The sequence below is a fragment of the Gemmatimonadota bacterium genome (assembly GCA_009838645.1).
Classification (GTDB): Bacteria; JAAXHH01; JAAXHH01; order JAAXHH01; family JAAXHH01; genus JAAXHH01.
Map to the genome: position 1 here is coordinate 44,134 of VXRC01000005.1, position 25,304 is coordinate 69,437.

Consider the following 25,304-nt stretch of genomic DNA (forward strand, 5'->3'; position numbering starts at 1 on the left):
GAGTAACTCCATGGCTGATTTCAGAGGACACGTCTGGGGTGGTTTCGTCGCCACCCTCATCTCCATGGCGCTCTGTGCCGCCGGACTTTGGTGGACGGAGCTGCTCGAACCCTACCGGACCCTGGACGTCTGGCCGGAGGTACTTCTGCTGCTCTCCATCGGGTTGTTGTCGGCCTGTTTCCCGGACGTGGACACCGAGAGTAAATCGCAGCGGCTGTTCTACCGCCTGTTGATTCTGCTGGACATCTGGTTTATCTTGATCGGGGATTACAGGACCGCGGCCCTGCTGGGACTCGGCGCCATGCTGCCGCTGCTCGGCAAGCACAGGGGATGGACCCATACCTGGCTGGCCATGTTGCTGGTGCCCGCGCTGTTCCTGCTCGTTCCCATGTACCTGAAAGGGTCCGTTGAGTCCTTTCCGATCGTCTGCTACGTCGTATCGGTCTCGGCCTATGCCAGTCACCTGGTACTCGACGGATACATAGAACAGACGGGCCGGCGTATCCGACGACTGGTCGCGGGAAACTGAGCGCGGGAAACTGAGCGCGGGAAACCCGGCGGCGTCCGCCATCAACGTCGAGCGGCGTCCGCCATCATACCGGAGATATCATGAAAAGCGCACTGGAAATCGCCATGGAGAAGACCGCCGGCGCACAGCAGGGCGGCAAGCTGACGGACGAGCAGCGTAAGGGGATCGCCGACCTGGAGAAGGAATACCAGGCCAAGATCGCGGAACAGGAGATCATGATCGAATCGAAAATCAAGGCGCTGGCGGTCCAGGCGCAGGGCCACGAGTTTCAGCAGCAGGTACACGCCCTGCGGGAACAACTCGTCCAGGAGCGGGAACGTCTTGAAGCGGAGAAGAATGCGAAAATACAGGCGGTCCGTGACCCATCCGCTTAGCGGTACCAAGCTCCCCTTAGCGATTCCAATCCAGGATCGGATGATTCCACGCGCTCAACTCGGATACAGGAGATCATGACATGGCAAAGAAGCGTCTGCGCGTCGCCCTGATCGGCTGCGGAGGCAACATGCGGGGCGCCCACGTGCCGCGCATCCAGGCCGACGGGGCGGTCGAAATCGCGGCGGTTGCGGATACCTCGGAAGAAGCCGCCCAGGCGTTGATGGACCGATGGGGCCGCCCGGTGCCCTGCTACGACGACTACCGGGACATGATAGAGGGACACCGGCTCGACGCGGTCATGGTGAGTTCTCCCCACGCCCTGCACTACGAGCAGGTGGATTACGCCCTGGATCAAGGTCTGCACGCGCTCGTCGAAAAGCCGCTCACCATCTCGTCCAGCCATACGCGCTCACTGATCGGGAAGGCGGAAGAAAAAAGCCGGATCCTGCTGGTGAGCTACCAGCGCAATTTCATGGCGCCTCATGTCTTTGCCCGGGAGCTGATTCGGAAGGGCGCCATCGGCGAGCTGCGCGGCGTCGTGGCCTACGTTACGCAGAACTGGGGCGGCACGCGCGGGTGGCGGCTCGATCCGGTCCTTTCGGGCGGCGGCATGTTTCTCGACACGGGCAGTCACCTGGTGGCTTCCACGCTGTGGATCACGGATCTCAAGCCCCTCGAGGTGAGCGCTTTCCTGGACAAAGCCGGGAGGGACGTGGATATCAACATGGTGGTGGCGGTGCGGTTCAGGGACGGCGCGTACGGCACGCTGAATACCTTCGGAAACGCTTCCCGGCACGACGAACGCATCGCGATCCACGGCAGCGAAGGAAGCCTGGTCTTCCACCTGCACCAGTGGCAGGTCAAGTCGGTCCTGCTGAACGACGAGCCGCTGAAGATCCCGGCGAGAATCCGGGAGGACACGCCGGACGCCGCGTTCTTCCGCATGATCCGCACCGGCGGGAAGGGGTACGAGCCTCCTCACTTCGCCCTGGCCGTTTCCCAGGTCAGCGAGGCGGCATACCGGTCGGTGGAAGCAGGAAAACCGGTTCAGGTCGCCGGGTAGCCCGGGCGCGCCCGGGCTACCCGGGCACAGCCGGGCACCGCCGGAACGAGGAGACCAGGAGATTCAGGAGACCGAACATGAGTGCGACAGGGCGTCTGGCGGAGAAGCGGGCGGTCGTCACCGGAGCGGGGCGCGGTATCGGCCGGGCCATCGCGCTGAGACTCGCGCAGGAAGGCGCGCACGTGGCGGCCGTGGACATCGATCGCGAGAGCGCGGAAGCCACGGCGGACCAGATCCGCGACGACGGCGGCATCGCGGCGGCATTGACCGCCGACCTGGGCCGCGTCGACCGCATCGTCCCCATGATCGACGAAGCCGTTTCCGCACTGGGCAGGCTGGATATCCTGGTCAACAACGCGGGACGGGTTGAAATCAAGCCCTTCCTCGATCTGACCGAGACGGAATGGGACCAGGTCATCGATCTCAATCTGAAGGGGACGTACTTCTGCATGCAGGCGGGGGCCCGACAGATGATCCGTCAGGGTGACGGTGGCCGCATCATCAACATGTCCTCCATCTCGGGCAGACACGGCCGGGCCGATTCGAGCGCATACGCCGCCAGCAAGATGGCCGTCATCAGCATCACGCAGTCCGCGGCCCTGGCGCTGGCGGATCACGGGATCCTGGTCAACGCGCTGTGCCCGGGCGTCGTGGCCACACCCATGTGGGACCACATCGACGAGGACCGCGCCCGCCTGTTCGGATACGAGCCGGGAACGGCCCGCGCACGGTTAGTGGAGAAAATACCCCTCAAGAGGGTCTCCGAGCCGGAGGAGATCGCCGCCGCGGCGGTCTTCGTCGCATCCGATGAAAACACGCTGATCACCGGCCAGGCGATCAATGTCGACGGCGGCATGGAAATGAACTGAAACCGGGGACGGCGCCTGCGGGACGACAGCGAAGCGGCCGTTCGGGTTTGATCTTGACAGTGCGCAACGCCCGCCGTATACTCGGTAGGTTCCTTTTCACAACCATTTCTGGTACATCGCATCGGCCGGCATGGCCTGCACAGTCTGCATAGCCTGCACAGCCATCGTGGCCGCCATAGCCCGCTCAGGCAAGACTCCATCAGAAAGACACCATCAATGGATCCACGAAGACGCGAAAGACTCTCCAAGCTCCTCTCCCTGATTCTCCGCCATAAACCCGAAAGATTCGACATATCGCTCGACGAAAGGGGATACGCTTCGATCGACGAGATCGTCGAGGCCATCCAGGAGAAGTTCGATCTGCTGACGAGGGATGAAATCCTCGAGATCGCCGACGGCGCCGAGAAGAGAAGATTCGAGGTGGAAGAGGACCGCATCCGGGCGCGCTACGGACACAGTTTTCCCATCGACCTGGGGCTGCCTCCCGCGGATCCGCCCGAGTACCTTTATTACGCGACCGTACCCGCGCGGGCCTCGGTCATCACCAATGGCGGCCTGTCGCCCAGCGACCGCCAGTACGTCCACCTTTCCCTTTCCGAAGATATCGCCACACAGGTAGCCAGGAACCAGACGGATACGCCGGTCGTTTTCCGCATCAACGCGCGGCAGGCCACCGAAGCCGGCGTGAACTTCTACGACCGCTCTCCGGTCATCCTGACCACTGGCGTGCCCTCCGAGTTCATCGATGTGCTGCAGGAGGCCCCGCCGCCTCCCGCCGAGTTCGGCCGCCGGAAGCGGAAGGCCCCACCGCGCAGATAACATGCGCCGCCTCGTCCTCCCTCTCCTCGGCCTGTTGCTCGCCGTCTGCCTGCTGTTGTTCGACCTGACCATCCTGTGGTCGGGGCGCACCGCCATACGCCCCGTGATGCAGAAGGGCGTCGCCCTGGGAGTTTTCAAGGCCTCGGAGGGGATGTCCTATTACCGGTCCTCCCTGGAAGACATCGCGGCCCTGGGCGCTTCCCACCTTTCCGTTCCCGTTTTCATCCTGCAGGATTCCGTGGATTCCGTCACCCATTTCACCCGCCCGTCGGACGGCGCCACTGGGGAACAGCACGAACGCGTGATCCGGGAAGTCATCGACTTCGCCCACCGGATGGGGTTGAAGGTCATGCTGACGCCCATCGTTAACCTGGACCGACCCGGCAAGAACGAATGGCGCGGCACCATATCCCCGCACGACTGGGAGGCGTGGTTTGAAAGTTACCGCGGCATGGTCCGTCATTACGCCCGGCTGGCCACGGAAATGGACGTGGAGTATCTGAGCGTGGGTACCGAGCTCGTTTCGGCCGAAAGGTTCACCGGGCAATGGAGGGAGACCATCGCCGATGTGCGCGGGATCTTCCCCGGTCAACTCACGTATTCCGCGAATTGGGACCGGTACGACCGGGTCGCGTTCTGGGACGACCTCGACTTCGCGGGGATATCGGCTTACTACGAACTGTCGGACTACGAGGATCCCACCGTGGAACAACTGGTCGCCGCCTGGCGTCCGGTCAAGGAGGGTTTGCTGAGCTGGCAGGCCCGGTGGAACAAACCCCTGTTGTTCACCGAGATCGGTTACATGAGCCAGTCCGGTGTCGCCTCCCATCCCTGGAATTACGTCTCGGAGAAGCCCCTCGACCTGGAGGCGCAGCGGCGTTGTTACGAGGCCCTGCGGCTGGCCTGGGAAGGGGAAGAGCGATTTGCCGGCCTGTACCTATGGATCTGGGAACCGGAAAAGCGGGGTGGGCAAGACCGGGGGTACAATTTCGCGGGCAAGCCCGCGGAAGCGGTCGTTCGCGACTGGTACCACAGCGTGCCGGATAACGCCAACGTCCTCGACTACGCCGTCAACGGCATGGAGCGGTTTCTGCGGTCCCTGAGGCAGGGGCTGTAAGGACACTTGCGCTACGATCTGTAGCGGCGGGTCGGCCTGGCGTGCCGTCCCGCGACTCGCGCTCCGTCATGCACTCCGCGTATGATGGGGATGTTGCACGGCGCCGACCCGGAGTGCCGGTCCGGCCGCTAGGGAACGCCGGATGGATCTGCGGTCCTGCGCAATTTCATCAGTTCGTCGCGGCTTCCCATGACGATCAGGATGTCTCCGGATTCCAGCTTCCGGTCGCTTCCCGGGTTGAAGACGACGTTTCCGCCGGACCCCTGGACGGCGATAACGATCACGTCATGGGACGAACCGATGACGCCGCCCCCTACGGATGATCCCGTGAGCCCCGATCCCGGCCCGACCTCGATCTGGTCGAGTTCCAGGTCGAGCTTGTCCGCCATGGACGCCAGCTCCATGAAGTCGGCCACGGCCGGCTTGAGCAGCATCTGCGCCATCTGCCGGGAACCCGTGATGACCGGAGAGACCACCTTGTCCGCCCCGGCGCGGGTCAGCCTGGGGATAACGGACTCCTCGTTGGCCCGGGCCACGATGTGGATATCCGGGTTCAGGTCCCGCGCCGTCAGGGTAATGTACAGGTTCTCCGGATCGGACGACACGGCGCATACGATGCCCCTCGCCCGTTCGATACCCGCCGACTTCAACACATCCTCTTTCGTGGCGTCGCCCTCCAGCACGCGGTAACCGTCCGAATCGAAGGGCTCTGCACCGTCTTTGGTCTCGATGAGCACGCAGTCCAGGCCACGGGTGGTTATTTCCTGTCCGATTCTCCTGCCGACGCGGCCCGCGCCGCAGACGATATAATGGTCTTTCAGTTCCTGGATTTCATTCATGAGACGCCTCTTCCCCAGTGAGGAGACGATTTCGAGCGATACGACCGACTGTACGGCGACGGAAAGCGCGTAACCCAGCGTCCCGACGCCCACGACGATCAGGAGCGTGCCGAAGTAGCGGCCGTTTTCGGTGAGGTCGGCCGGTTCGGTATACCCGATGGTCGTGATAGTGATCAAGGTGAAGTAGAAGCTTTCGAACCAGGTCCACTCCGTCAGCAGCTTGAATCCCAGGGTACCGAATCCCAGGATGACCACGATGGCGAGGGAGGCCCCTATGAGTTTGTGCTTGGGATTCATGTATCCGGACCGCCTGGACCGACTGCCTGGACCGACTGCCTGGACCGCGTGGACCGTCTAGACGGACGCCGGTGCCGCGTGGCCGACGCTGCCTGGTGCAGTCTCGATGCCGTTCAACCGGACGCCGGCGCTGCGTGACCCCCGTAACCGAGGGTTTCCACGTCCTGGTGCAGGCGTTCCAGCACCCGGGACCTGACCTCTTCGAAGAGCTCCCGGGTCAGGAAATGCACGGCGGGCAGGTCGCCCTTGGACTGACCGACGAAGACGTCGGCCGGCATGTCGTATTCGTCCGGAGTGATCCCCTGTTTCTGTTCGAGGGCGAAACCCAGGATGTGGGCCCGGTAGGTGGCGTCCAGCACCCGATCGGACGAGAAAGGCACCCCGAAAACGGACTCTATGCCTTCGCTGACCTGGTCCGGCGGGGCCATGGTGAACAGGCAGCCCCCGTGCAGGTCCTTGTTCACCATTTTCCAGCCTTCCTCGGTGATGTTATGGACCCAGTAATCGGCGGAATCGGGCTTGCAGTCCGGGTCCATAACGTACAGCAGGAAGGTGCGCATGGACATGTGGCCGCCGGCTACGGCGAAGGGATAGCCCGGGTTGGTCTGTCCCAGGTAGGCGGAGAACTCGACCCCCTTGGCATGCATGGCGAAAGCCTTTCCTCCGATCTCTTCGGCGATCGCCTGGACGCCCTTGCCGAAGAGGGGTTCGCGTCCGTAGGCGATATCCTCCTTGAGCCGGCGGGTGCCTTCCGCGTCCCCGAAAGTGACGCCGCCCGCGACGGTACCGTTGCCCCGGGCATTGTAATCCATCAGGAAGGAGATCACGACGTTGGCCGAAATGGTATCGAACCCCAGGTCGTCGTCCAGCCGGGCGAGCTCCAGGTTATCGTGGGGATCCAGGATGCCCAGGTTGGCGCCGGACAGTTCCATGGGTTCGAACTCGAACCGGCCGAGGTATTCTCCATGGTTCCTCCGGGCCTTGCGCCAGTCCGGATCCTTGCCACCTTCCGGGACGTCGTAGAAGTCCTGGTGGCAGGTAATCTGGCAGCCGTAGCAGCTTTTGTCGATGACGATGAAATCTTTCGATTCCCGCATGGTCTCCAGGTGTACCGGGACGGCCACGTTCTCGCCGGGCGGCTCGAAGTTCCTGTAGGGCAGCACCCCGAATCCGTCGAGTATCTTGCTGTTCTTGCCCGTGCCGCCCAGTCCGTTCCGGTTGTGCGGATGGCGGTATCCCCGGCTCTGCTCGCCCCGTCCGATCTCGTTGTTGATGACCTTGAGTCGGTCGTCGCCCTTGCGGTAATAGTCGTTCTCCGCCCGGGCTACGATGCCGAGGATGTTCTTGGAACCGAGTACGGATCCCATGCCGAGTCGGCCTGCGAAACGCCACTTGTCTTCCCCGCTCATCAACTGTTCCTGGGTCGAGCCCACCACGGCGGCGTACCAGACCGTTTCCCAGTGCTCGCCGGCCGGTCCGAGGACGGCGAAATGGGCGTGGTAGTTCTTGTCGCCATCGTTGTAGCGTTCGTCCAGGTAGACCATCTTTTCCCGGACCCGCGCGCCGATCAGGTAATCCGGGGCTTCGACCAGGGAAAGATCGGGGCCGTCGTCTGTCTGCCTGATCACCAGGAAGCTGGGAACGGCGGCGCGGCCGGTGAGGATCAGGTCGCCGATGCCGGTGTAGGAGAACTTGCGGCCGAAACTCCCGCTCATGGCCGACCATACGGGCATGGGCATACCGGCCCGGGTGCGCTTCAGGGGAGAATAGCCGGAAAAATACGCCCGCAGACCGGTCATAAACTGCGTGCCGGTGAAGCAGCCGGTATTGATGACCAGCGGGACGTCCGGCGCAAAGGGATCGCTTACGTCGTAACCCGAAAGGATCTTGAAGGACCGGCCGATGCCGCCCAGGAAATCCATGTCGTCCTGGACGCGGTGGTCCTCGACGCTGACTTTGCGGCCTTCGGCCAGGTCGTATTCGATACGGGTATAGCAATAATCGGTCACGTCTCCCGGCGTGCCGTTTACGGGTTTCAGCACGATATCCCCCTCGCTGTTGGACTCGAATCGTATGTCATCTGAATCGGTTTGGATTTCAAACGGGACCGCGACGGATTACCCCGCGGCTTCGTTCGAACGGGACCGCGCAGCATCACCGCGCGGGTACGGTTAATATAAAGGAATGACCGCGCGAAAACAGCAATAATCCCTATGAGGTGTAATGAGCGGTGAAATTACCCCTGCCGGGCAATGGTCTGTTGACAAAACCCCTGCGATTCATTTAGAATAACGCCGGGAACGACTCCGTTCCGCGCTCGAATCTTCCGTCCTGAACCGTATGTCGCCGAGGCCAGCCATGACCATGACCGACCTTTCCCAGCAGACCGAACCCGCGATCGAAGTCCCACGAATCGTCGACGATGAGCAGATCCAGTTCTACGTGGACAACGGCTATCTCGTCGTTCCCGACCTGATGACCACCGGGGAACTCCAGGAATTGAAGGACGACCTGGTGGACGTGGCGCGGGGCAAGTATCCCTGCCGGGGACTCGAACCGCCGAAGCCCGAAGACACCGACGACGACGTGCTGCAGCGCATCCTGTGCATACACCAGCCTCACTTCGTCAGCGAGGTGATCGAGAAGTACGTGCGCCATCCAAAGATCTGCGGCGTGCTGAGCCAGATTACCGCGGCCCACCTGCCCTACTGGGACGGGAGCGTCAAGTGCATGCAGTCCATGTACTTCATCAAGCCACCCCGGTTCCAGGGCCAGGCCTGGCACCAGGACGAGATCTTCATCCCCACGCGGGACCGGTCCCTGATCGGCGCCTGGATCGCCGTGGACGACGCGACGATCGAGAACGGTTGCCTGTACGTTGTACCCGGTTCCCACCGCAACGGCTACCTGTATCCCCAGCGTGCGCATGAGAACCCTGACGAGTTCGACTTTGCCCCCGAGAGTTACGGCTTCGACGAATCCGTGGAAGTACCGGTCGAAGTCCGCGCCGGCGCCCTGGTGTTCTTCAACGGCTATCTCCTGCACCGGTCCTACAAGAACCGGAGCGGTCAGACCCGCCGCGTGCTGGTGAACCACTACTGCAACGCGTGGAGCCTCCTGCCGTGGGGTATCGAAGAGGGCGAGCGCCCCGCCACGGCCGACCGGCGCGTGATCGTTCCGGTTTCCGGTACCGATCCCTACGCCTGGAAGGGCTACGAACCCGCGCAGGACAAGATCTGGATTCGAAACTGCAAGGCGGCCGACGAGATGAAGGAGGAGGCGCATTAAGCGCTGTCTCCTGGACCTCGTCTCCTGGACCCCGCAGCAGTCACTCCCTGACCGCCGCGAACCCGATGACGGGGGGCGCGGCCATGAATTCGTCCCAGTACTTGTTGTCCCGCTCGCACGGATGCAACTGCGGGTCGACCCAGCGAAAACCCTCAAAGCCGGCTTCCTCGAAAACCCGACGATAAGTTCCAGGTAAGAGGTAGTAGTTGTTGAACTCGAACCGCGTGCCGTCGTCGTTCGTGAACTTGTAGACAATTGGGTCGCCATCGGACGGCGTCGCCCCGGCCGGCGTTCCTTTGTACTCCTTTTCAAATCCGTACCGTGCGTAGGAGACCGTGCCGCCGGGCACGTTCAGGACATTGTCGTTGAAACCCACGAACCGCCCGCCCGGTTTCAGCGCGCCGTGGGCCGCCTGGACGAAACGAAGGAGTTCGTCCGGGTCGCGGGCGTAGTTCAGCAGGTACATGGCCACGACGAGATCGACCGGGTCGTCCAGGACCAGGGCCGCCGCGTCCCGGTTCAGGTACCGGCAACCCGTGGGCCGCGCACGTTCCTCGGCCTCGGCCAGCCGGATCATTTCGGCCGAGACGTCGACGCCGAGCACCTCCCCGGCGCCGGCAAGTTTCAGCTTGCGCGTGTAGAACCCCTCGCCGCAGGCCAGGTCGAGCGCTTTCTCCCCGCTGATGTCCCCAAGCATTTGGAAAAGCGAGTATTCCTCGATGTACTGACGGAAGGACAGTTGCTTGGAGTCTTTGTAGGCCCCGGCAATGGCGTCGTATTCGGATTCGGCTGGTCGCTTCATATGGGTTTCCCTTTGCTTTACCTCTCACATTATACCTGAACAGAACGGTGATTCAAGTTCCATTGTCCCGTTCGGAAGCGGTTTACACGGTCCGCAGGCCCATGCGCTTCGCCCGCAATTCCGTTGACGAAACGGCCTCCTCCGCATAGTTTTCCCATTGATTGCGATTCCGGCATCTAAGTACAAAAATATCGTCCCGTTACCCCACGGAGCCCCCGTGAACGTTATCTGTGTCTGCCTGGACACCTTTCGCGCCGACATCATCGGCCCGGGCAGGAAGTACAGCCACGCGCACACGCCCAATCTCGACGCCTTCCACCGCAGCAGCATCCGGTTCAACCGCGCCTTCGGCGAAGGGCAGCCCACGCTGCAGGTCCGTCGCGCCCTGTTCACCGGGATGCGCAGCTTCCCGTGGCGCTACAACTTCGACCGGCGCGGCCACTGGCACCATGCGCCTGGCTGGCACAAGATCCCGCCGGAGCAGGATACGATCGCGGAGGTGCTGCTGGAAAGGGAGTACCTGACGGCCCTCATCGCCGACACGTACCACATGTTCAAGCCCACCATGAACTTCTCCCGGGGGTTCGCTCACCTGGATTTCGTGCGGGGACAGGAATCGGACAACTGGAAGAGCGGCGATCCGAAACTCGTCGAGGCGCAACTTGCCCGGCACGTGAGGCAGCCCGTGGACATGTTGAAACATACGGGGCTTGTGAACTACCTGCTCAACCAGCGCCACAGGAAGGACAGGGAAGACTACCAGTGCGCCCGGGTGTTCAACTCGGCCTGCGCGTGGCTTGCCGACAACCATACAGCGGGGCCCTTCTTCCTGTGGGTCGACAGCTTCGATCCCCACGAGCCCTGGGACCCGCCGCCGGAGTACGCCGACCGGTATTTCGAGCACGACGGCCTCGATTTCATCGTGCCCGGTCCCGCATACGCCCGTGACGGATCGGGCGGATCAGGCGGGCCAGGTGGAGCAGGCGGGCCATCTGAAGCGGAACTCCGCCGCATCGAGGCGCTGTACCTGGGGGAGGTCACCCTGGTGGACGAGTACGTGGGCCGGTTGCTGAATGCGGTGGCGGACCGGAACCTCCTCGATGAAACCCTGATCGTGATCCTGTCGGACCATGGGACCCAGTTGCTCGACCAGGGGAGCTTCGGCAAGGGGCCGAACGAACTGCATCCCTTCAATACCCAACTCAACCTCATGATGCGCGTACCCGGCGGTCCGACGGACGTGGACGTGGACGCCTTCGTGCAGAACCACGACCTCATGCCCACGCTGCTCGGCCGGCTCGGGGTACGGGCGGACTGGACGGACGGCGAGGACCTGTGGCCGCTGGTCACGGGTGAGAAGGCCGCCATCCGTGATCGGATCGTGACCGGGTGGGCGTCCTTCATCACGGGCAACGCCGTGGGCCGGGCTAGTGTGCGGGACGATCGCTGGAACTTCTGCACGTCGGTGGGCTACGAGGACGAGAACGGCGATGAACTCTTCGAACTGGAGGACGATCCGGAAGAACGGCGGAATGTCGCAGGACAGCATCCTGACGTTGTCTCGGAGCGTCGTGGCGACGTGGAAGCGGTCCTGGGTCAGCCCCTTCCCGGCCGGATGGTGGAGGTATGTGATCCCGCCCCTGCGCCCATGACGCACTGGCTGGAGCAACGGTTGCGGAGGCGGCAGGATTGAACCATGGGTGTGTGCGTTGTTATCGTCGTCGGAACTGTTTGCGCTGGCCTGAGTAGATGCGATTTTTAAAAGATGCGATCCGTAGAGGTTCAGATACAATTGTACAATTGTACAACTAAAATGCGCATGCCTGGGATCGCACCTGCGGAGTGGCCATGCGACTAGCGGACAAGGCCGCGATCGTGACGGGCGCGGGGGACGGAATAGGACGGGGCATCGCGCTGGCGCTCGCCCGGGAAGGCGCCGCGGTGGCGGTGTGCGACATCAACGCCCAAACCGTCGCGGAGACCGGCCGCCTGGTCGCGGACACGGGCCGGCCCGTCCTGGCGGAGGCGCTGGACATCACCGACCATGACCGGGTCCGGTCCTTCGTGGACGACGCGGCCTCCCGGTTCGGCAGAATCGACGTCCTGGTCAACAACGCCGCCATCATGCCCGTAAGCCCCATCGAGCACCAGGACGAGGAGACCATGTCCCGCATCCTCTCCGTCAACCTCCTGGCGCCGGCCGTCTTCAGCAAGTACTGCATTCCGCATATGCGTGCCGCGGGCGGCGGATCGATCATCCACATGGCCAGTGTGACGGGTCATAACGGCCATCCGGGCGTGGCCGTCTACGGGGCGACGAAGGGCGGGCTGATCGCCCTGGCCCGAGGCCAGGCCATGGAACTGGCCGAGGACCGGATCAGGGTCAACACGGTTTCGCCCGGCACGGTGGATTCGCCCATGCTGCACAACTTCGTGAAGGAGAACGCCGGAGACCCGGAGGCGGCGCTCAGGGCTTTCGACCGCCTGCACCCCATCGGCCGGGTCGCTACCATCGGGGAGGTCGCCAACGTCTTTGTTTTCCTGGCGAGCGACGAATCCAGCGACATCACGGCGACGGACATCCGGTGCGACGGCGGCTACGCGGTCCAGGGACGACAGCCGACCGAATAGCAACAGGCAAAGTCGGCAATGAGCACCAGCGGCAAGGAGAATCTATGTCAGTAGGGGTTTGCGCGTACTCGTTCAACACGGGATACGACGCCTTTCAGCTCATGGACATGGCCGTCCAACACGGCCTCGGCGGCGTGGAGTTTCCTCCCGACGACTGCCTCCCCGATCTGTCCCCGGCCTCGCTGGAGCGGGCCCGTGCCCGGGCCGAGGAGATCGGGTTGTACGTCGTAGCGGACGGCGGTCAGGTCGAGGGCGAGATGATGCACCGCCTGATCCCCGCGGCCGCGAGCCTCGGCGCCTCGACGTTGCGCGTGGTCATGAGCGGCGTCCTCGGCGGCGACCGCCGGCCGCTGTCGGGCCGGTGGAACGCCCATCTCGCCGGGTGCAGAGACATCCTGCGCGAGGCGCTGCCCCTGGCCGAGGAACACGGGGTGACCATCGCGGTGGAGAACCACTCGGACGCCACGTCCCACGACATGCGCTGGCTCTGCGAGGAACTGGACAGCGCGTACATCGGCATCACGCTCGACGTGGGCAACGTGCTGGCGGTCTGCGAGGAACCCTTCGGATACACGGAACGCATCCTCCCTTACCTGAAGCATGTCCACCTCAAGGACTACACGATCCATCCCTCCGACGAGGGGTACCGCATCGCGCGGTGTTCACTGGGCAGCGGCGTGGTCGACTACCGCGGCCTGCTTTCCCTGATCGACGTATACCGGGGCCAGCGCGGCCAGGCGGTCCAGCCCGGCCCGGCGGACCAGCCCAGCCCGGCGGACCAGTCCGGCCCGGCGGACCAGCCCGGCCAGATCACGAAAACCATCGAACTGGGCGCCATCTACGCCCGGCACGTGCGCATGCTCATGGATGACTACTGGGCGGAATACCCCGAACGCGACATCAGGGACATGCTGCCGTTTTTGCGGCTGTACTGGTCCCACGTCCGTCCCGTCGGGGAAGACTGGCGCACGCCCAGGGAGAAGGACGAATCCACCGAGGCCCTGAAGGCATACGAGACGCGGGAGTTCGAAGAAAGCGTCGCCTATCTGAAAGAAATCGGGGCCGTCCGGGCGGACTCCGGCACATCCTGAACCAGGCGGGTCGATTCATGAGCTTCTCCTATCAAACCGGCGACCCTATTGAAAAGAAGGCGGCCCTGATGAAGATGGCACGCCTGGACCAATCCGACATGCATGGGTCCATCGGATCGATCCCGGACCAGATGGAGGCGGCCTGGGAGGCCATGGCGGGACGCACTTTCCCCGACGCCTGCCGGAACGTCAACCACGTGGTCGTGGCGGGCATGGGGGGATCGGCCCTGGGCGCCCACCTGATACAGGACGTCTTCCGCGACCGGCTGCGCGTTCCGGTCACTATCGTATCCGATTACGCGGCCCCTTCGTGGATCGACGAGCGGACCCTCATCGTGCTGTCCAGCTATTCCGGGGGCACAGAGGAAGTGATGGCCGTGGCGGAACACGGCCTGTCCAGGGGAGTATCGATGATCGCCCTGACCACGGGGGGCGACCTGGAAGCGTTCGCCGGGCGCCATGGGCTGCCGGCCGTGGTGTTCGGCAGCGAGCTCAACACCTGCGGGCAGCCGCGTATCGGCCTGGGCTACGCGGTCACCTACCTCCTGGCGATGTTCCGTCAACTGGGGTTCGTGGCGCTTGCCGAATCCGAGGTAACGAGCACTCTCATGCTGCTCCGGGAGACCAACCCGGATTACGCTGCGCCCGGTGAGGAGAACCCCGCCTATGAGTTGGCCTCGGCCACGGGGGGGAAGTCGATCCTGATCATGGCTTCCGAGCATCTCACGGGCAACGCCCACATCCTGGCCAACCAGTGGAACGAGAACGCCAAGAACCTGGCCGTCTGGTTCGCCATACCGGAACTGAATCACCATCTGCTCGAAGGGATGACCCACCCCGTGGAGCACCGGGACGGACTCGCCGCCGTGCTGATCCAGTCCGGCCTGTACGATCCGCGCAACCGGCGCCGCCACGAGATTACCCGCACGCTGCTCGAGCAGCAGGGGATCGCGTGTTCCGTAGTAACGCCCGGGGGAGAGACGGCGCTCGAGCAGGCCTGCGACCTGCTCCTGCTCGGTACCTACGCCAGTTTCTACCAGGCAATTATGAACGACGTCGATCCGTCGCCCATACCCTGGGTCGATCAGTTCAAGCGGCTGATGGCATCAAGAGACGGTAAGGTATGAGTGAAATCGTCACCTACCTGCGGGGAAAGAACCTGCTGATCACCGGCGCCACCGGATTCCTTGCGAAAGCGGTCGTGGAGAAGATCCTGCGGTGCGCCCCGGAAGTAGGCCGTATCTACCTGGTCGTCCGGGCCCGAAGGAGGAAGGACGGCACCACACTGACGGCGCGGGAACGGGTGGAGGAAGAGATCCTCCAGTCCGCCGCCTTCGCCCGGCTTCGCGAGACCCACGGCGAACGTTTCGCGGATATCATGCGCGCCAAGGTCCACGCCGTCGAGGGCGACCTTACCCAGGACCACCTCGGACTGGAACCGGACCTGTACCACCGGCTCGCGGCGGAAGTCGACGTGGTGCTCACCTGCGCGGCATCCGTGACCTTCGACGAAGAAATCGACGCCGCGCTTCAGCTTAACACCCTCGGTGCGCGGCGCATGATGGAATTTGCCAGATCGTGCGGCGACGCCACGCTGGTCCACGTCTCGACGGCCTACGTTAACGGCCAGACCAAGGGCCGCATTCCCGAAGCACCGCCCCGTCCGGACTGGTCCATGGCCCAGGAAATGGGGCGAAGCGACGCGCCTTTCGACCTGGAACGGGAAATCCGGGACATACTCGCCAGGGCGGATGAGATCCACGACGACTCCCGTTCGCCGGGACAGCAGGAGCGTTTCAGGAAGATGGCGCTGCAGCAGAACCCGAGCCCCTCGCAGCGCTGGCTCGACGCCCAGATGGAGACCTTTCGCAAGCGCTGGCTCAAGGAACGGCTTATCGAAGAGGGCATGCGCCGCGGGCAGCAGTGGGGTTGGCACGACAGCTATACCCTGACGAAGGCCATGGGCGAGCAGTTGATCGTCAAGCACCGGGGCGACCTGCCCACGGCCATAATAAGGCCGTCCATCGTGGAAAGCGCGCTGGTCGAGCCCGAACCGGGATGGATCGAGGGGCTCAAGGTAGCCGACCCGCTCATCGACGCGGTGAGCAAGGGGCGCCTGCCGGACTTCCCCGGCCAGAAAGACATGATCGTGGACATCATCCCGGTGGACATCGTGGCCAATACGACCCTGGCGGCCATGGCGCGCACGGCCCGGGAAGGCGGGATCGGCGTGTACCACGTTTCGACGGGCGACCGGAATCCCGTCCTATTCCACCAGGCCTTCGAGCACTCATACGAGTACTTTCAAAAGTACCCCCGCCTGAACCGGAACAACGAACCCATACCGATCCAGCGATGGACCTACCCGACCCTTGGCCAGTTCCGGCGCCGGTACAACCTGCGCTTCGTCTACCCCCTGAACGCCGCGTTGTGGACGCTCAACCGCTTCACCCGGATTACCCTGCTGAACAACCTGAAGCGCAGAATCGCCGTGATGAAGTCGGCGATCTCGCGCATGCTGTACTACGCCGCGATCTACAGTCCCTACACGTCCCTGGAATGCACCTTCGAGACGGACCGCACGGTCAGGTTGCACGAAAGTCTGGATCCCGAGGACCGGCTGCTCTTCAACGGCGACGTCTCCAGGATCCTCTGGAAGACCTATTTCCAGGATATCCATATCCCCGGCCTGAAACGCCACGTGCTGAAGACCGATGAGCCGAAGCCCGCGGTCACGGAAGAAGAGGAGGTGGCGGAGCGATCCGGGTTCGCCCAGGCCGGGGAGGATGCGCTGCCCCATCTCGATACGCTGACGGACATACTGGCCAAGAGCGCGGACATGTACGGAGACAAGACCGCGCTGCAGATGCCGCGGGACGATGGCTGGATCCGCTATTCCTTCAAGGACGTGTTCGCCCTGGCCGGACACATCGGCTGGCAGTGGCGTTCCAGCGGCCTGCATTCGGGTGACCGGGTCTTGCTCTTCTCGGAGAACCGGCCCGAATGGGGTATCGCCTGTTTCGCCGGGATGGTGGCCGGGGCCGTGCTCGTGCCTGTGGACCGCCGGTCGACACCCCAGGAAGTATGGCGCATTGCCCGGTTTACCGAATCGAGGGCCATCCTCTGCACGGAAAGCGGTCACGCATTACTCACCGCGTCGGCGAAGCCCGGCGGTGAACCGGCGGAGCCCGGCGGCGACGTCATGTTCTGGAACATCGAAAACTACGGTCTGCCGTTCGACGCGCCGCGAAGGTCCGCGTCGCCCGTCACACTGAACGAGGAGCCGCCCCCCTGGGCGCCAGTGGATCCCGATACGCCGGCAGCCATCATGTTTACCCGGGGCATGGCGGCCGAATCCCACGGCGTGGTCCTGACCCATCGGAACTTCGTTTCGAACCTGCTGTCCCTCGCCGAGATCCTGCGCGCCTACCGGACCGACCATTTCCTGTCCCTGCTGCCCATGAGCCAGGCCCTGGAGTTCACGGGCGGTTTCCTCATGCCGTTCTACGCGGGGGCGACCATTACCTATACCACGTCGGTAAGGCCGCGGTCCCTGGTCGGCCTGATTGATGAAACCGGGGTCAACTGCCTGATCGCTGCGCCACGGTTATTCGGGCTGTTGCACGGGTCGCTGCGACAGACGGCCGAGAAAAACGGCGACAGCGTCGTTTCCCGCATGCGGCTGCTGGTCAGCGGCGGCGGCACGCTCGATTCGGACCTGTACCACGCCTACCGGGAGATCGGCCTGACGATCCACGAGGGATACGGGCTCACGGAAGCGGCCCCGGTCGTGACCGTAAATCCCATGGACCGAAGCAAGCCCTCCTCCGTCGGTGTGGCCCTGCCGGCGGTAGACGTTGAAATCCAGGCCCCCGACAAAGAAGGCAACGGCGAGATTATCGTGCGCGGGAACAACGTCATGCAAGGGTACTACAGGAACCCTACGGCGACGGAGAACCGTCTCCGCGGCGGGTGGCTTCACACGGGGGACATCGGACGCATCGACCGCGACGGCTATCTGTACATCATGGAGCGCCTGGGCCAGGCCACCGGGTCCGCCGGTTCCGCCGGTTCCGCCGGTTCCGCCGGTTCCGCCGGGTCCGTGCCAGGAGGTCCGGAAGGAGCGGCCGGTCGACGGGCGGGACGCTTCGTAAACGGCCGGGAACACGCCGCGACGGCCTTCTTCGACGTGGACGGCACCATCGTGGACGCGACGATCGTACACTACTACGCCTTTTACAGGACCTGGGGATATTCCTCCCTGCGGCGCCTAGTCTGGACCATCGGATTCCTGCCGAAAATCCTCTATTACATCGTCCTGGACAAGATCAGCAGGAGCCGATTCATCCAGGCGTTCTACCGGCAGTACCGTGGTTTCGGTCGCGGGGAATGCGTTTCGAGGAGCGAGCAGCTTTTCGAAAAAGTCATGCGTCCACGCATGTACGCCGGGGCCGTCGATCGCATTCGGGCGCACCAGCAACGGGGCGAGCGCGTGGTCCTGGTCACCGGGTCCCTGGATTTCGTCATGGAGCCGCTGGCGGAATACACCAAGGCGGACGACCTCATCGCCCTGTCCATGAAGGAAGACGACGGCCAGCTGACCGGCGAGACGGAAGGGCCGCCCATCGGTGACGAGGCGAAGGCCCGAATCGTCCGGGACTACGCCGAGCGCCGCGGTATCGACCTGGCCCGGTGCTATGCCTATGCCGACAGCAGTTCGGACGCGCCCATGTTGGGCGTGGTAGGACACGCCGTCGCCGTGAACCCCGGCGGGAAGCTGAAGAAAGCCGCGGAAGCCGGCGGGTGGGAAGTCGTGCACTGGACCCATGTATGAAAGCCGTACAGTACATCAAGAGCGTACCCCGGTACCTGTTCGTCCGCACCCTCGGCCATCGCCGACCCGGCCCGGCCACCGGCGCGCTGTCGTGCATCCGCATGGCGGACGTCGATCCCCCCGCGCTTCCGACGCCTGAATGGATGCGTGTCAGACCGCTGTTGAGCGGAATCTGCGGATCGGACCTTTCCACCATACGGGCGAAGGGCAGCCCCTATTTTTCGCCCCTGATTTCCGCGCCTTTCGTCCTGGGCCACGAAGTGGTGGGCGAGGTGGAGGAGGCCGGTTCAGGTCCCGGGGAAGTTTCCCGGGGAGACCGCGTGGTGATCGAGCCCGGCCTCTGCTGCGCCGTCCGGGGTATCCACCCACCGTGCCCGCCGTGCGGGGAAGGCGATTTCGGGCTGTGCGAGATGGTCATGCACGGCGACATTTCCCCGGGGATACAGACCGGGTACTGCAGGGACACGGGTGGTGGATGGAGTACGTCCCTGGTGGCGCACCCCTTCCAGGTCCACCTGGTGCCCGATCCGCTTTCCGACGAGGAAGCGGTCCTGGTCGAACCCTTCAGCTGCTGCCTGCACGCCGTGCTGAAGTCCTTTCCCGGTGATGACGAGACCATCCTGGTGATCGGCTGCGGCGCCGTCGGACTACTCACCATCGCGGCCATACGGGCCCTGGGAGGGAAGTGCCGCATCCTCGCCGCCGCGCGGTATCCCCATCAGCAGGCCCTGGCGCCCGCCCTCGGCGCCGACCGCGTCATCGGCAGGGGCGAAGACCTCTACGATACGGTCAGCGAAGTGACGGGTGCGGAGATCCATCGGCCCGAGATCGGGCGGCCCGTATTCATCGGCGGCGTGCACCGGACCTTCGACTGCGTCGGGTCGTCGCGCACCATCGACGACGCGCTGCGGCTGACCGGCTCCGGCGGCGTCGTCACCGTGGTTGGCATGCCGGGCATTCCATCCGGGATCGACTGGACGGCGGTGTGGTACAAGGAATTGAAAGTGCAGGGGGCCTACGCCTACGGGACGGAGGAACACGAAGGTCGGTCCGTCCGGACCTTCGACCTGGCCATGGATCTGATCGCGTCGGGGGAGGTCGGCCTGAAGCCTCTCGTGACGGACCTCTTCCCCCTTACGGCATACCGGAAGGCCATCGGCCGGGCCCTGGAAGCCGGCCGGCACGGCGCCGTCAAGGTGGCTTTCGACCTGAGAAACGAACCGGGGCCGTAAGTCCGATGGGGACCGCACCGAGGTTTCAACGGTAACCGTGCGAATCGGAGCACACCCGTGCCTTACCTGAAGTTGTTGCACGCAAAAGCCCCGCAAGTCCATGTCCTGTCAAGGGATGTCACTACCCTGGGCCGTTCCGGCGAGGCCGACATCGCCATAGGCGGCGACCGGGGCGTTTCGAAGCTTCATGCGCGTATCGAAACGGAGGCGTCGGGCTACGTGATCGCGGACCTGGGCAGCCGGAACGGGACTTACGTCAACGATCATCCAATCGGCGACGAGCCCGCCCCGCTGCTGCCGGGTGACCGCATCCGGCTCGGACGATCGGTTTTCGTCTTCGAGGGGGGAGAACCCGGAGAGCGCGCCGATGATCTGCAGGCGCCGGCCTCCCTCTTCCGGGCGGACCAGTTGCCGTACACGATGGCGGGCGGGACACCCGCCGTGAAGCCTGAGGATACCGACGGACGGCTGCTGAAACTCACGGAACTGAGCAAGGAAGTCATGACGGCCCGCAGCGAGGCCGAGCTGGGAGACCTCGTGACGGGGAGCCTGCTGGAATGGCTGGAGGCGGACTGCTGCGCGATCGTCCATCCCGTCGAGACCGGGGATGGCTACGATTTCGAAATCCGGACGCTGGCCTCCCGGCCCGGTTACGAAGACCGCTCGATTTCGATCAGCACGACGGCGGTGAAACAGGCCCTGGAAAACCGGATGGCCTCTATCACTTCGAACGCCCCGGGGGACGAGCGGTTCAGGGACCGGCAGAGCGTGATCGTCCGCCGGCTGGTGTCCATACTGTGCGTGCCCCTGTGGCATGAAGACCGGGTGTTCGGCCTGCTTTACCTGGATTCCGCGGATCCGGCCGTGGAGTTCACCGTGGACCATCTCGGCCTGTCCAGCGCGGTGGCCAACCTGACCGCCATCAAGACCGACAACCTGCGCCTCTTCGACGCCGCCGTGGCCAAAAGCGCACTGGACAAGGAACTGGCCCTGGCGGGCGAGATCCAGGCCGGGCTGCTGCCGGGAGAAAGCTATGCCTTCAACACGCTGGCCTGCGCGGGCGCCCATGTGTCCTGCGAGGAGATCGGCGGGGACTATTACGACTTCATTCCTTATGGCGAGGATGTCCTGACGGTGACGATCGCCGACGTCACCGGACACGGCCCGTCCAGCGCGTTGCTCATGGTCGCCTGCAAGACCATGCTGACCACCCTCATCGACATCGGCGTGCCACTGGTGGAACGCGTCGGCAGGCTGAACGATTACATACTCCATCATTCCTCGGTGAGCCAGTTCATCACCTTCTTTCACGCCGATATCGATACCGGGGCGAACACCCTGCGGTACTGCAACGCCGGGCACAATCCGCCCATGCTTCTTTCGCAGGATGGACCGGTCCAGAAGCTGCATGCAGCCGCGCCGCCGCTGGGGATCGCCGACGTTTCCTTTGAGGTGGAATCGGTACGGTTCGAATCCGGGACCAGGCTGGTCATGTATACCGACGGCGTCACCGAGGCGGCCAACGCCGAAGGCGATCTCTATGAAGAACAACGGCTCGAGTCCCTGCTGACGAAGCACAGGGGCCAGGATGCGGGCGCATTGAAGGACACCGTCATGGCGGCGGTGTTCGGGTTTTCATCGGAATCCCGGCAATGTGACGACGTCACCCTGGCCGTGGTGGAGCATACCGGCGCGTAATACCCGCGCGTCGCCGTGGATCCGTCAGATCCAGCCGTGATCGATGTTCACCGGCGTGCCGGACTGCTGGTGGGTCCACTGTCCCCCACTGGCCAGCGGCACCTCCCTGCCCGAAATGGAAGAATGCTCCGCGGCGAACAGGATCTCCATGACGTGGCGGCCCCATTCTCCGGGCGTGGGCGGTTCGATATCCTTGCGGATCGCCTCGACGAACCCCTTCCACTCGTTGTACATGGGATGAGGCGGGTCGTCGAAGGGCACGTCCTCCCACCGGTTGTCCTTGCCCACCCTGACGTACTTCTCGCCGGACTCGCTGAAGCGCAGCGATCCGTTGGCGCAGATCACCTGGCACTCGTGATTGGGGCCGCCGTCGGCGTACCCGACGGCCACCGCCACGCCCGACGTGCCGTTCTTGTAGCGGATGAATGCCGTGGCGGAATCGTCCGCGGCCTGGTAGTGGGCCCGGTTGCCGATGGTGGCGGAGACCGAGACCGCCTGCGAGGCCATGACCCAGGAAAGCCGGTCCACCACGTGGACCCCGTTGGTCATCCACATGCCGCCGCCGTGGAACCGGCTGCGGTACTGGGGTCTGCGGCTGCCGTACCCCCAGTTCTTGGACATGTAGCACACCCCCGTAATGGCCGGTCCCAGGGCGCCAGAATCCAGGATTTCCTTGGCCTTGATGCTGGTGCCGTAGAAGTGCTGCGTCAGGCCCACCATGAGCTTGACGCCGTTGGCCGCCGCGGCGGCGATCATGTCGTCGCACTGTTCCAGGCTGATCGCCATGGGCTTTTCCACCAGGACGTGCTTGCCGGCGTTGCAGGCGTCCACGGTCAGCCGGTGATGCAGCTGGTGGCCTAGGACGATGGCCACCGCTTCGACCTCGTCGTCCTCAAGCAGTTCCGTATGGGTGGCGTAACCCCTGGGGATGTCGTACATGTCCATGTATTCACGGCGCTTTTCCTCGAGCAGGTCGGCGACCGCCACGATTTCCACGCCGTCCTGGTTCGCAATGGCTTCGCAGTGGGGACGGGCGATGCCGCCCAGTCCGATGATGCCGACGCGCAGGTTAGACACGGGTGAGACTCCTTTAGTCGGTTCTGTCTTAATGACTGGCCGTCTGGATCACAATTCATTTTCCGATATCTGTGCGATCCTCATCAAGTGTGCCTGCAATCCACGTTTGAGCGTTACATTCCCATGGACCGGAACCGAAATGCGCGCGACTTCTCCATCTTTGGCATAAATATGATGACTGCCACTTATTCGTTTGAGATGCCATCCATGAGATTCAAGCAACCGGCAAAGGCGCTTCCCGGTAATCGCTTTCACACGGCCACTTCTATGATGCGATCGGTCTCAGAGATTTCGAAGTCACCGACTTCGACGGACAGGCATCCGTCAATCGCCTCAAGGATGTTGCTGCGCAACTCATCCAGCGAATCACCTTGCGACACGCATCCTGGGATTGCGGGGACTTCGGCCCAATATCCACCTTCTTCGGCTCTATGTACGATGACTTTGAGTTTCATTGTTCTCCTCGGGTTCCGTTTGCGGTAATCAAATTGGTGGTCCAAGTCCTCGAAATCGATCACCATGAGGACCTCCACCAGGAACGTCAGACGCCGGTTTACTGATATCAGGCACGGCGTGGCGGTCTTACTCAACTCACCCTGCGTTACGTGTCTTCAGACTGCAGTGGTCAAACGATACGATCATAGTATTACGGTAACTCGTAGCCTGCTGGTTGACAACCGTTATTCGCTGTCGACTGTTCCATTGACCACAGGACCGTACTGTATGTCAAGGAGCATCTTTGACATTACTCCCGTCGTACTCTTCAGGAGGATTTTGACAGGTTGACAACCGGGAAAGAAAACACCAAACTTCTATCACTACAAGCAAACAGCCTGACATTAAATGGTTCTCGTTATCCGGTCGCATTTAACCCCGTGACCTCAAGTTTTGCAGATTCCCGGGAGCACCCCATGTACCATCAACGGAAACACGGACGCATTCGCAGGCTGTCCCTTAGCCTGATCCTTGCGACCACGACCCTCTGCCTGCTTGCTACCTCGAACTCCTCCGCCCAGTACACGCCGGTGGGCCCCGGCGACGTAGTCGATCTATCGCCGGTCATATCCGGCCGCCATTACCAGTACTGGCCGGGTGGGCAGATCCATCACCAGCCCCTCGTCGTGCCCTATATCGTCCACGGAGACCGGCCCTGGGCATCGGACCTGATCATCCTGGACGAGAACACGGCGACGCAGACGGACACGCCAGCCCACATGATGCCGCCCCAGCACAGCGGGCTGCCGAACGCCCACTACTGGGGTGATCTTACGGTGGAAAAAGTCCCGGCCTGGCAACTCGTGGGCGAGGTTTACAAAATCGACGGCCGGTCCATGCTGGACCAGGCCCCGCCGGGCGTGAGTCCCCTGTTCACCATAGATGTGGTAAAGGCCGCCGAGGCGGCGCACAGGCCCATGGGACCGGGCGACGCCGTCCTGTACTGGAGCGGGTACGACGACCGCCACGACCGGCCCGCGCCGGACGACCGCCGCCTGATCGTGGAACCCGTCGGTGGGACGGCGCCTGGATGGCCCGCGCCGGACTACGACGCGGCGGAATACGTGGGCAGCCGGGGGGTCTGGCTCATGGGCATCGACAGTCCGAGCATGGGTGGACTGGGTCCGCCCCGCTACATCGCGTCGGGTCCCGAGGGCATGTACGTAAATCCCCTCGCCCTGGAAAGCCATCTCGGCCATTTCAAGTACGGTGCCGTGCACACGGAGGGACTGATCAACCTGGACAGGACGCCCAACGGATCCCTGTACATCGCCCTGCCGGTCAAGCACGAGAACTCACCCACGGTGGAAACGCGGGCGGTGGCCATAACCAATCCGGACCTGGCTGCACGTCTGCTTGAGGCCGTTAAGTCGAAACGGGTGGTCGACCTCTCCGTAACGCTGTCAATGGACCGCCCCGTCTGGTGGCCGGGCCGCGGCGTGGGCCGTCACGTCTTCCCCTATTCGAGGGTGCAGCCGGTGAACTATTTCGATGGTCCCTTCGGCCCCTACTGGGTCAACACCCATATCATGGACGCCCATACCGGGACCCACGTGGATCCGCCCGCGCACTACGGCCCTCCGCCCGGATTCGACACGGGCAGCTATGACGAAACGGTCCGCGTCGCGCTAAGGGAGTTCGAGGCCGAGCACGGTCCGCTGAAGCACACGGAAATGACGACGGAAAAAGTCCCGTTGCACCACTTCATGGGCCCCGCCCGAGTCGTCAACGTGCAGCACCGTGTGGGGACGACCTCGAGGGATGACTGGCCGGCCTCACCGGCCATCACGCTGGACGATGTCAGGAGACACGAGGAACTGTACGGGGAGATCGAGGGCGGTGAGGTCGTGCTCTTCCATACGGGACATACGGACACCCATTTCCGCCGCTTCATCCGGGTTGTGGTGGAACAGACTGTCAAGGCGCCTCTGGATGGACAGTCCGAGGGATGGCCGGCGCCGGGTGCGGAAGTTATCGCCTACCTGGCCGGCAAAGGCGTGAAGCACGTGGGCATCGATACGCCCGACATGGGATCGGTGGACCCGGTGGAATCCATGAAGACGCACTGGACGGCGGTGAACCACGACATGATCTTCACGGAGTATCTGATTGGCGTGGGCCAGCTTCCGCCGAAGGGCGCCTTCTACGTCTTCCTGTGTCCCCGCCTCGAGAACAACCACGGAGGTCCGGGAAGGGCCATCGCCATACTCCCGTAAGGCGGCGTAACGATCGCCACCCGCCCGGGCGG

At 63.5% G+C, this 25,304-nt stretch carries 21 protein-coding genes; 15 read left to right on the forward strand and 6 right to left on the reverse strand.

Going from position 1 to position 25,304, the window contains the following annotated elements; translation table 11 throughout:
• Positions 1 to 10: 10 nt before the first annotated feature.
• From F4Y38_02285 to F4Y38_02310, 6 genes are all read left to right on the forward strand, one after another.
• Positions 11 to 529, forward strand: coding sequence for a hypothetical protein (locus tag F4Y38_02285; GenBank protein ID MXY48106.1), 519 nt, complete (start codon positions 11 to 13; stop codon positions 527 to 529).
• Between the two features lie 80 nt (positions 530 to 609).
• Positions 610 to 903 (forward strand): hypothetical protein, encoded by a 294-nt coding sequence (locus F4Y38_02290; GenBank protein MXY48107.1) that lies wholly within the window; start codon positions 610 to 612, stop codon positions 901 to 903.
• 80 nt (positions 904 to 983) lie between these two features.
• Positions 984 to 1,967, forward strand: a complete 984-nt coding sequence (locus F4Y38_02295; GenBank protein MXY48108.1) for a Gfo/Idh/MocA family oxidoreductase — start codon at positions 984 to 986, stop codon at positions 1,965 to 1,967.
• Between the two features lie 77 nt (positions 1,968 to 2,044).
• Positions 2,045 to 2,836, forward strand: a complete 792-nt coding sequence (locus F4Y38_02300) for a glucose 1-dehydrogenase (GenBank protein ID MXY48109.1) — start codon at positions 2,045 to 2,047, stop codon at positions 2,834 to 2,836.
• Positions 2,837 to 3,052: 216 nt separating this feature from the next.
• Entirely contained in the window at positions 3,053 to 3,655 is a 603-nt protein-coding gene (locus F4Y38_02305) for an RNA 2'-phosphotransferase (GenBank protein ID MXY48110.1), read from the forward strand.
• A gap of 1 nt (position 3,656) precedes the next feature.
• Positions 3,657 to 4,772: a hypothetical protein gene (locus F4Y38_02310; protein MXY48111.1), complete on the forward strand. Its 1,116-nt coding sequence runs from the start codon at positions 3,657 to 3,659 to the stop codon at positions 4,770 to 4,772.
• 128 nt (positions 4,773 to 4,900) lie between these two features.
• On the opposite strand, the gene F4Y38_02315 is transcribed toward F4Y38_02310, so the two are convergent.
• The gene (locus F4Y38_02315) at positions 4,901 to 5,908 is read right to left on the reverse strand and encodes a potassium channel protein (GenBank protein ID MXY48112.1); all 1,008 of its coding nucleotides are present in this window, start codon (positions 5,906 to 5,908) and stop codon (positions 4,901 to 4,903) included.
• Between the two features lie 113 nt (positions 5,909 to 6,021).
• Positions 6,022 to 7,950, reverse strand: a complete 1,929-nt coding sequence (locus F4Y38_02320; GenBank protein ID MXY48113.1) for a hypothetical protein — start codon at positions 7,948 to 7,950, stop codon at positions 6,022 to 6,024.
• A gap of 322 nt (positions 7,951 to 8,272) precedes the next feature.
• Here F4Y38_02320 and F4Y38_02325 point away from each other — a divergent pair, with 322 nt between their 5' ends.
• Positions 8,273 to 9,196, forward strand: coding sequence for a phytanoyl-CoA dioxygenase family protein (locus F4Y38_02325; GenBank protein MXY48114.1), 924 nt, complete (start codon positions 8,273 to 8,275; stop codon positions 9,194 to 9,196).
• A gap of 40 nt (positions 9,197 to 9,236) precedes the next feature.
• On the opposite strand, the gene F4Y38_02330 is transcribed toward F4Y38_02325, so the two are convergent.
• Positions 9,237 to 9,998 (reverse strand): class I SAM-dependent methyltransferase, encoded by a 762-nt coding sequence (locus tag F4Y38_02330; GenBank protein ID MXY48115.1) that lies wholly within the window; start codon positions 9,996 to 9,998, stop codon positions 9,237 to 9,239.
• Between the two features lie 145 nt (positions 9,999 to 10,143).
• Between F4Y38_02330 and F4Y38_02335 the strand changes: the two genes are divergently transcribed.
• The 7 genes from F4Y38_02335 to F4Y38_02365 all read left to right on the forward strand — a co-directional run bounded on the left by F4Y38_02335 (position 10,144) and on the right by F4Y38_02365 (position 21,484).
• Positions 10,144 to 11,691 (forward strand): sulfatase-like hydrolase/transferase, encoded by a 1,548-nt coding sequence (locus F4Y38_02335; protein ID MXY48116.1) that lies wholly within the window; start codon positions 10,144 to 10,146, stop codon positions 11,689 to 11,691.
• A gap of 155 nt (positions 11,692 to 11,846) precedes the next feature.
• Positions 11,847 to 12,629: an SDR family oxidoreductase gene (locus F4Y38_02340; GenBank protein ID MXY48117.1), complete on the forward strand. Its 783-nt coding sequence runs from the start codon at positions 11,847 to 11,849 to the stop codon at positions 12,627 to 12,629.
• Positions 12,630 to 12,673: 44 nt separating this feature from the next.
• Positions 12,674 to 13,720 (forward strand): sugar phosphate isomerase/epimerase, encoded by a 1,047-nt coding sequence (locus tag F4Y38_02345; GenBank protein MXY48118.1) that lies wholly within the window; start codon positions 12,674 to 12,676, stop codon positions 13,718 to 13,720.
• Positions 13,721 to 13,737: 17 nt separating this feature from the next.
• Complete coding sequence (locus F4Y38_02350; protein MXY48119.1) at positions 13,738 to 14,847, forward strand: hypothetical protein; 1,110 nt, start codon at positions 13,738 to 13,740, stop codon at positions 14,845 to 14,847.
• Complete coding sequence (locus F4Y38_02355) at positions 14,844 to 18,554, forward strand: HAD-IB family hydrolase (protein MXY48120.1); 3,711 nt, start codon at positions 14,844 to 14,846, stop codon at positions 18,552 to 18,554. The genes F4Y38_02350 and F4Y38_02355 overlap by 4 nt, the downstream gene beginning before the upstream one ends.
• A complete protein-coding gene (locus F4Y38_02360) occupies positions 18,551 to 19,786 on the forward strand; it encodes a zinc-binding dehydrogenase (protein MXY48121.1) in 1,236 nt (411 codons plus the stop codon). Before F4Y38_02355 ends, F4Y38_02360 begins: the two co-directional genes overlap by 4 nt.
• A 57-nt stretch (positions 19,787 to 19,843) precedes the next feature.
• Complete coding sequence (locus F4Y38_02365; GenBank protein MXY48122.1) at positions 19,844 to 21,484, forward strand: SpoIIE family protein phosphatase; 1,641 nt, start codon at positions 19,844 to 19,846, stop codon at positions 21,482 to 21,484.
• Between the two features lie 24 nt (positions 21,485 to 21,508).
• On the opposite strand, the gene F4Y38_02370 is transcribed toward F4Y38_02365, so the two are convergent.
• The 3 genes from F4Y38_02370 to F4Y38_02380 are packed head-to-tail and all read right to left on the reverse strand — an operon-like array spanning position 21,509 to position 23,016.
• A complete protein-coding gene (locus F4Y38_02370) occupies positions 21,509 to 22,594 on the reverse strand; it encodes a Gfo/Idh/MocA family oxidoreductase (protein MXY48123.1) in 1,086 nt (361 codons plus the stop codon).
• A gap of 15 nt (positions 22,595 to 22,609) precedes the next feature.
• Positions 22,610 to 22,816, reverse strand: a complete 207-nt coding sequence (locus tag F4Y38_02375) for a type II toxin-antitoxin system HicA family toxin (GenBank protein MXY48124.1) — start codon at positions 22,814 to 22,816, stop codon at positions 22,610 to 22,612.
• Entirely contained in the window at positions 22,813 to 23,016 is a 204-nt protein-coding gene (locus F4Y38_02380; GenBank protein MXY48125.1) for a type II toxin-antitoxin system HicB family antitoxin, read from the reverse strand. Before F4Y38_02380 ends, F4Y38_02375 begins: the two co-directional genes overlap by 4 nt.
• 456 nt (positions 23,017 to 23,472) lie before the next feature.
• On the opposite strand from F4Y38_02380, the gene F4Y38_02385 reads away from it, so the two are divergent.
• Positions 23,473 to 25,272: a cyclase family protein gene (locus F4Y38_02385; GenBank protein MXY48126.1), complete on the forward strand. Its 1,800-nt coding sequence runs from the start codon at positions 23,473 to 23,475 to the stop codon at positions 25,270 to 25,272.
• The last annotated feature ends 32 nt before the right edge of the window (positions 25,273 to 25,304 follow it).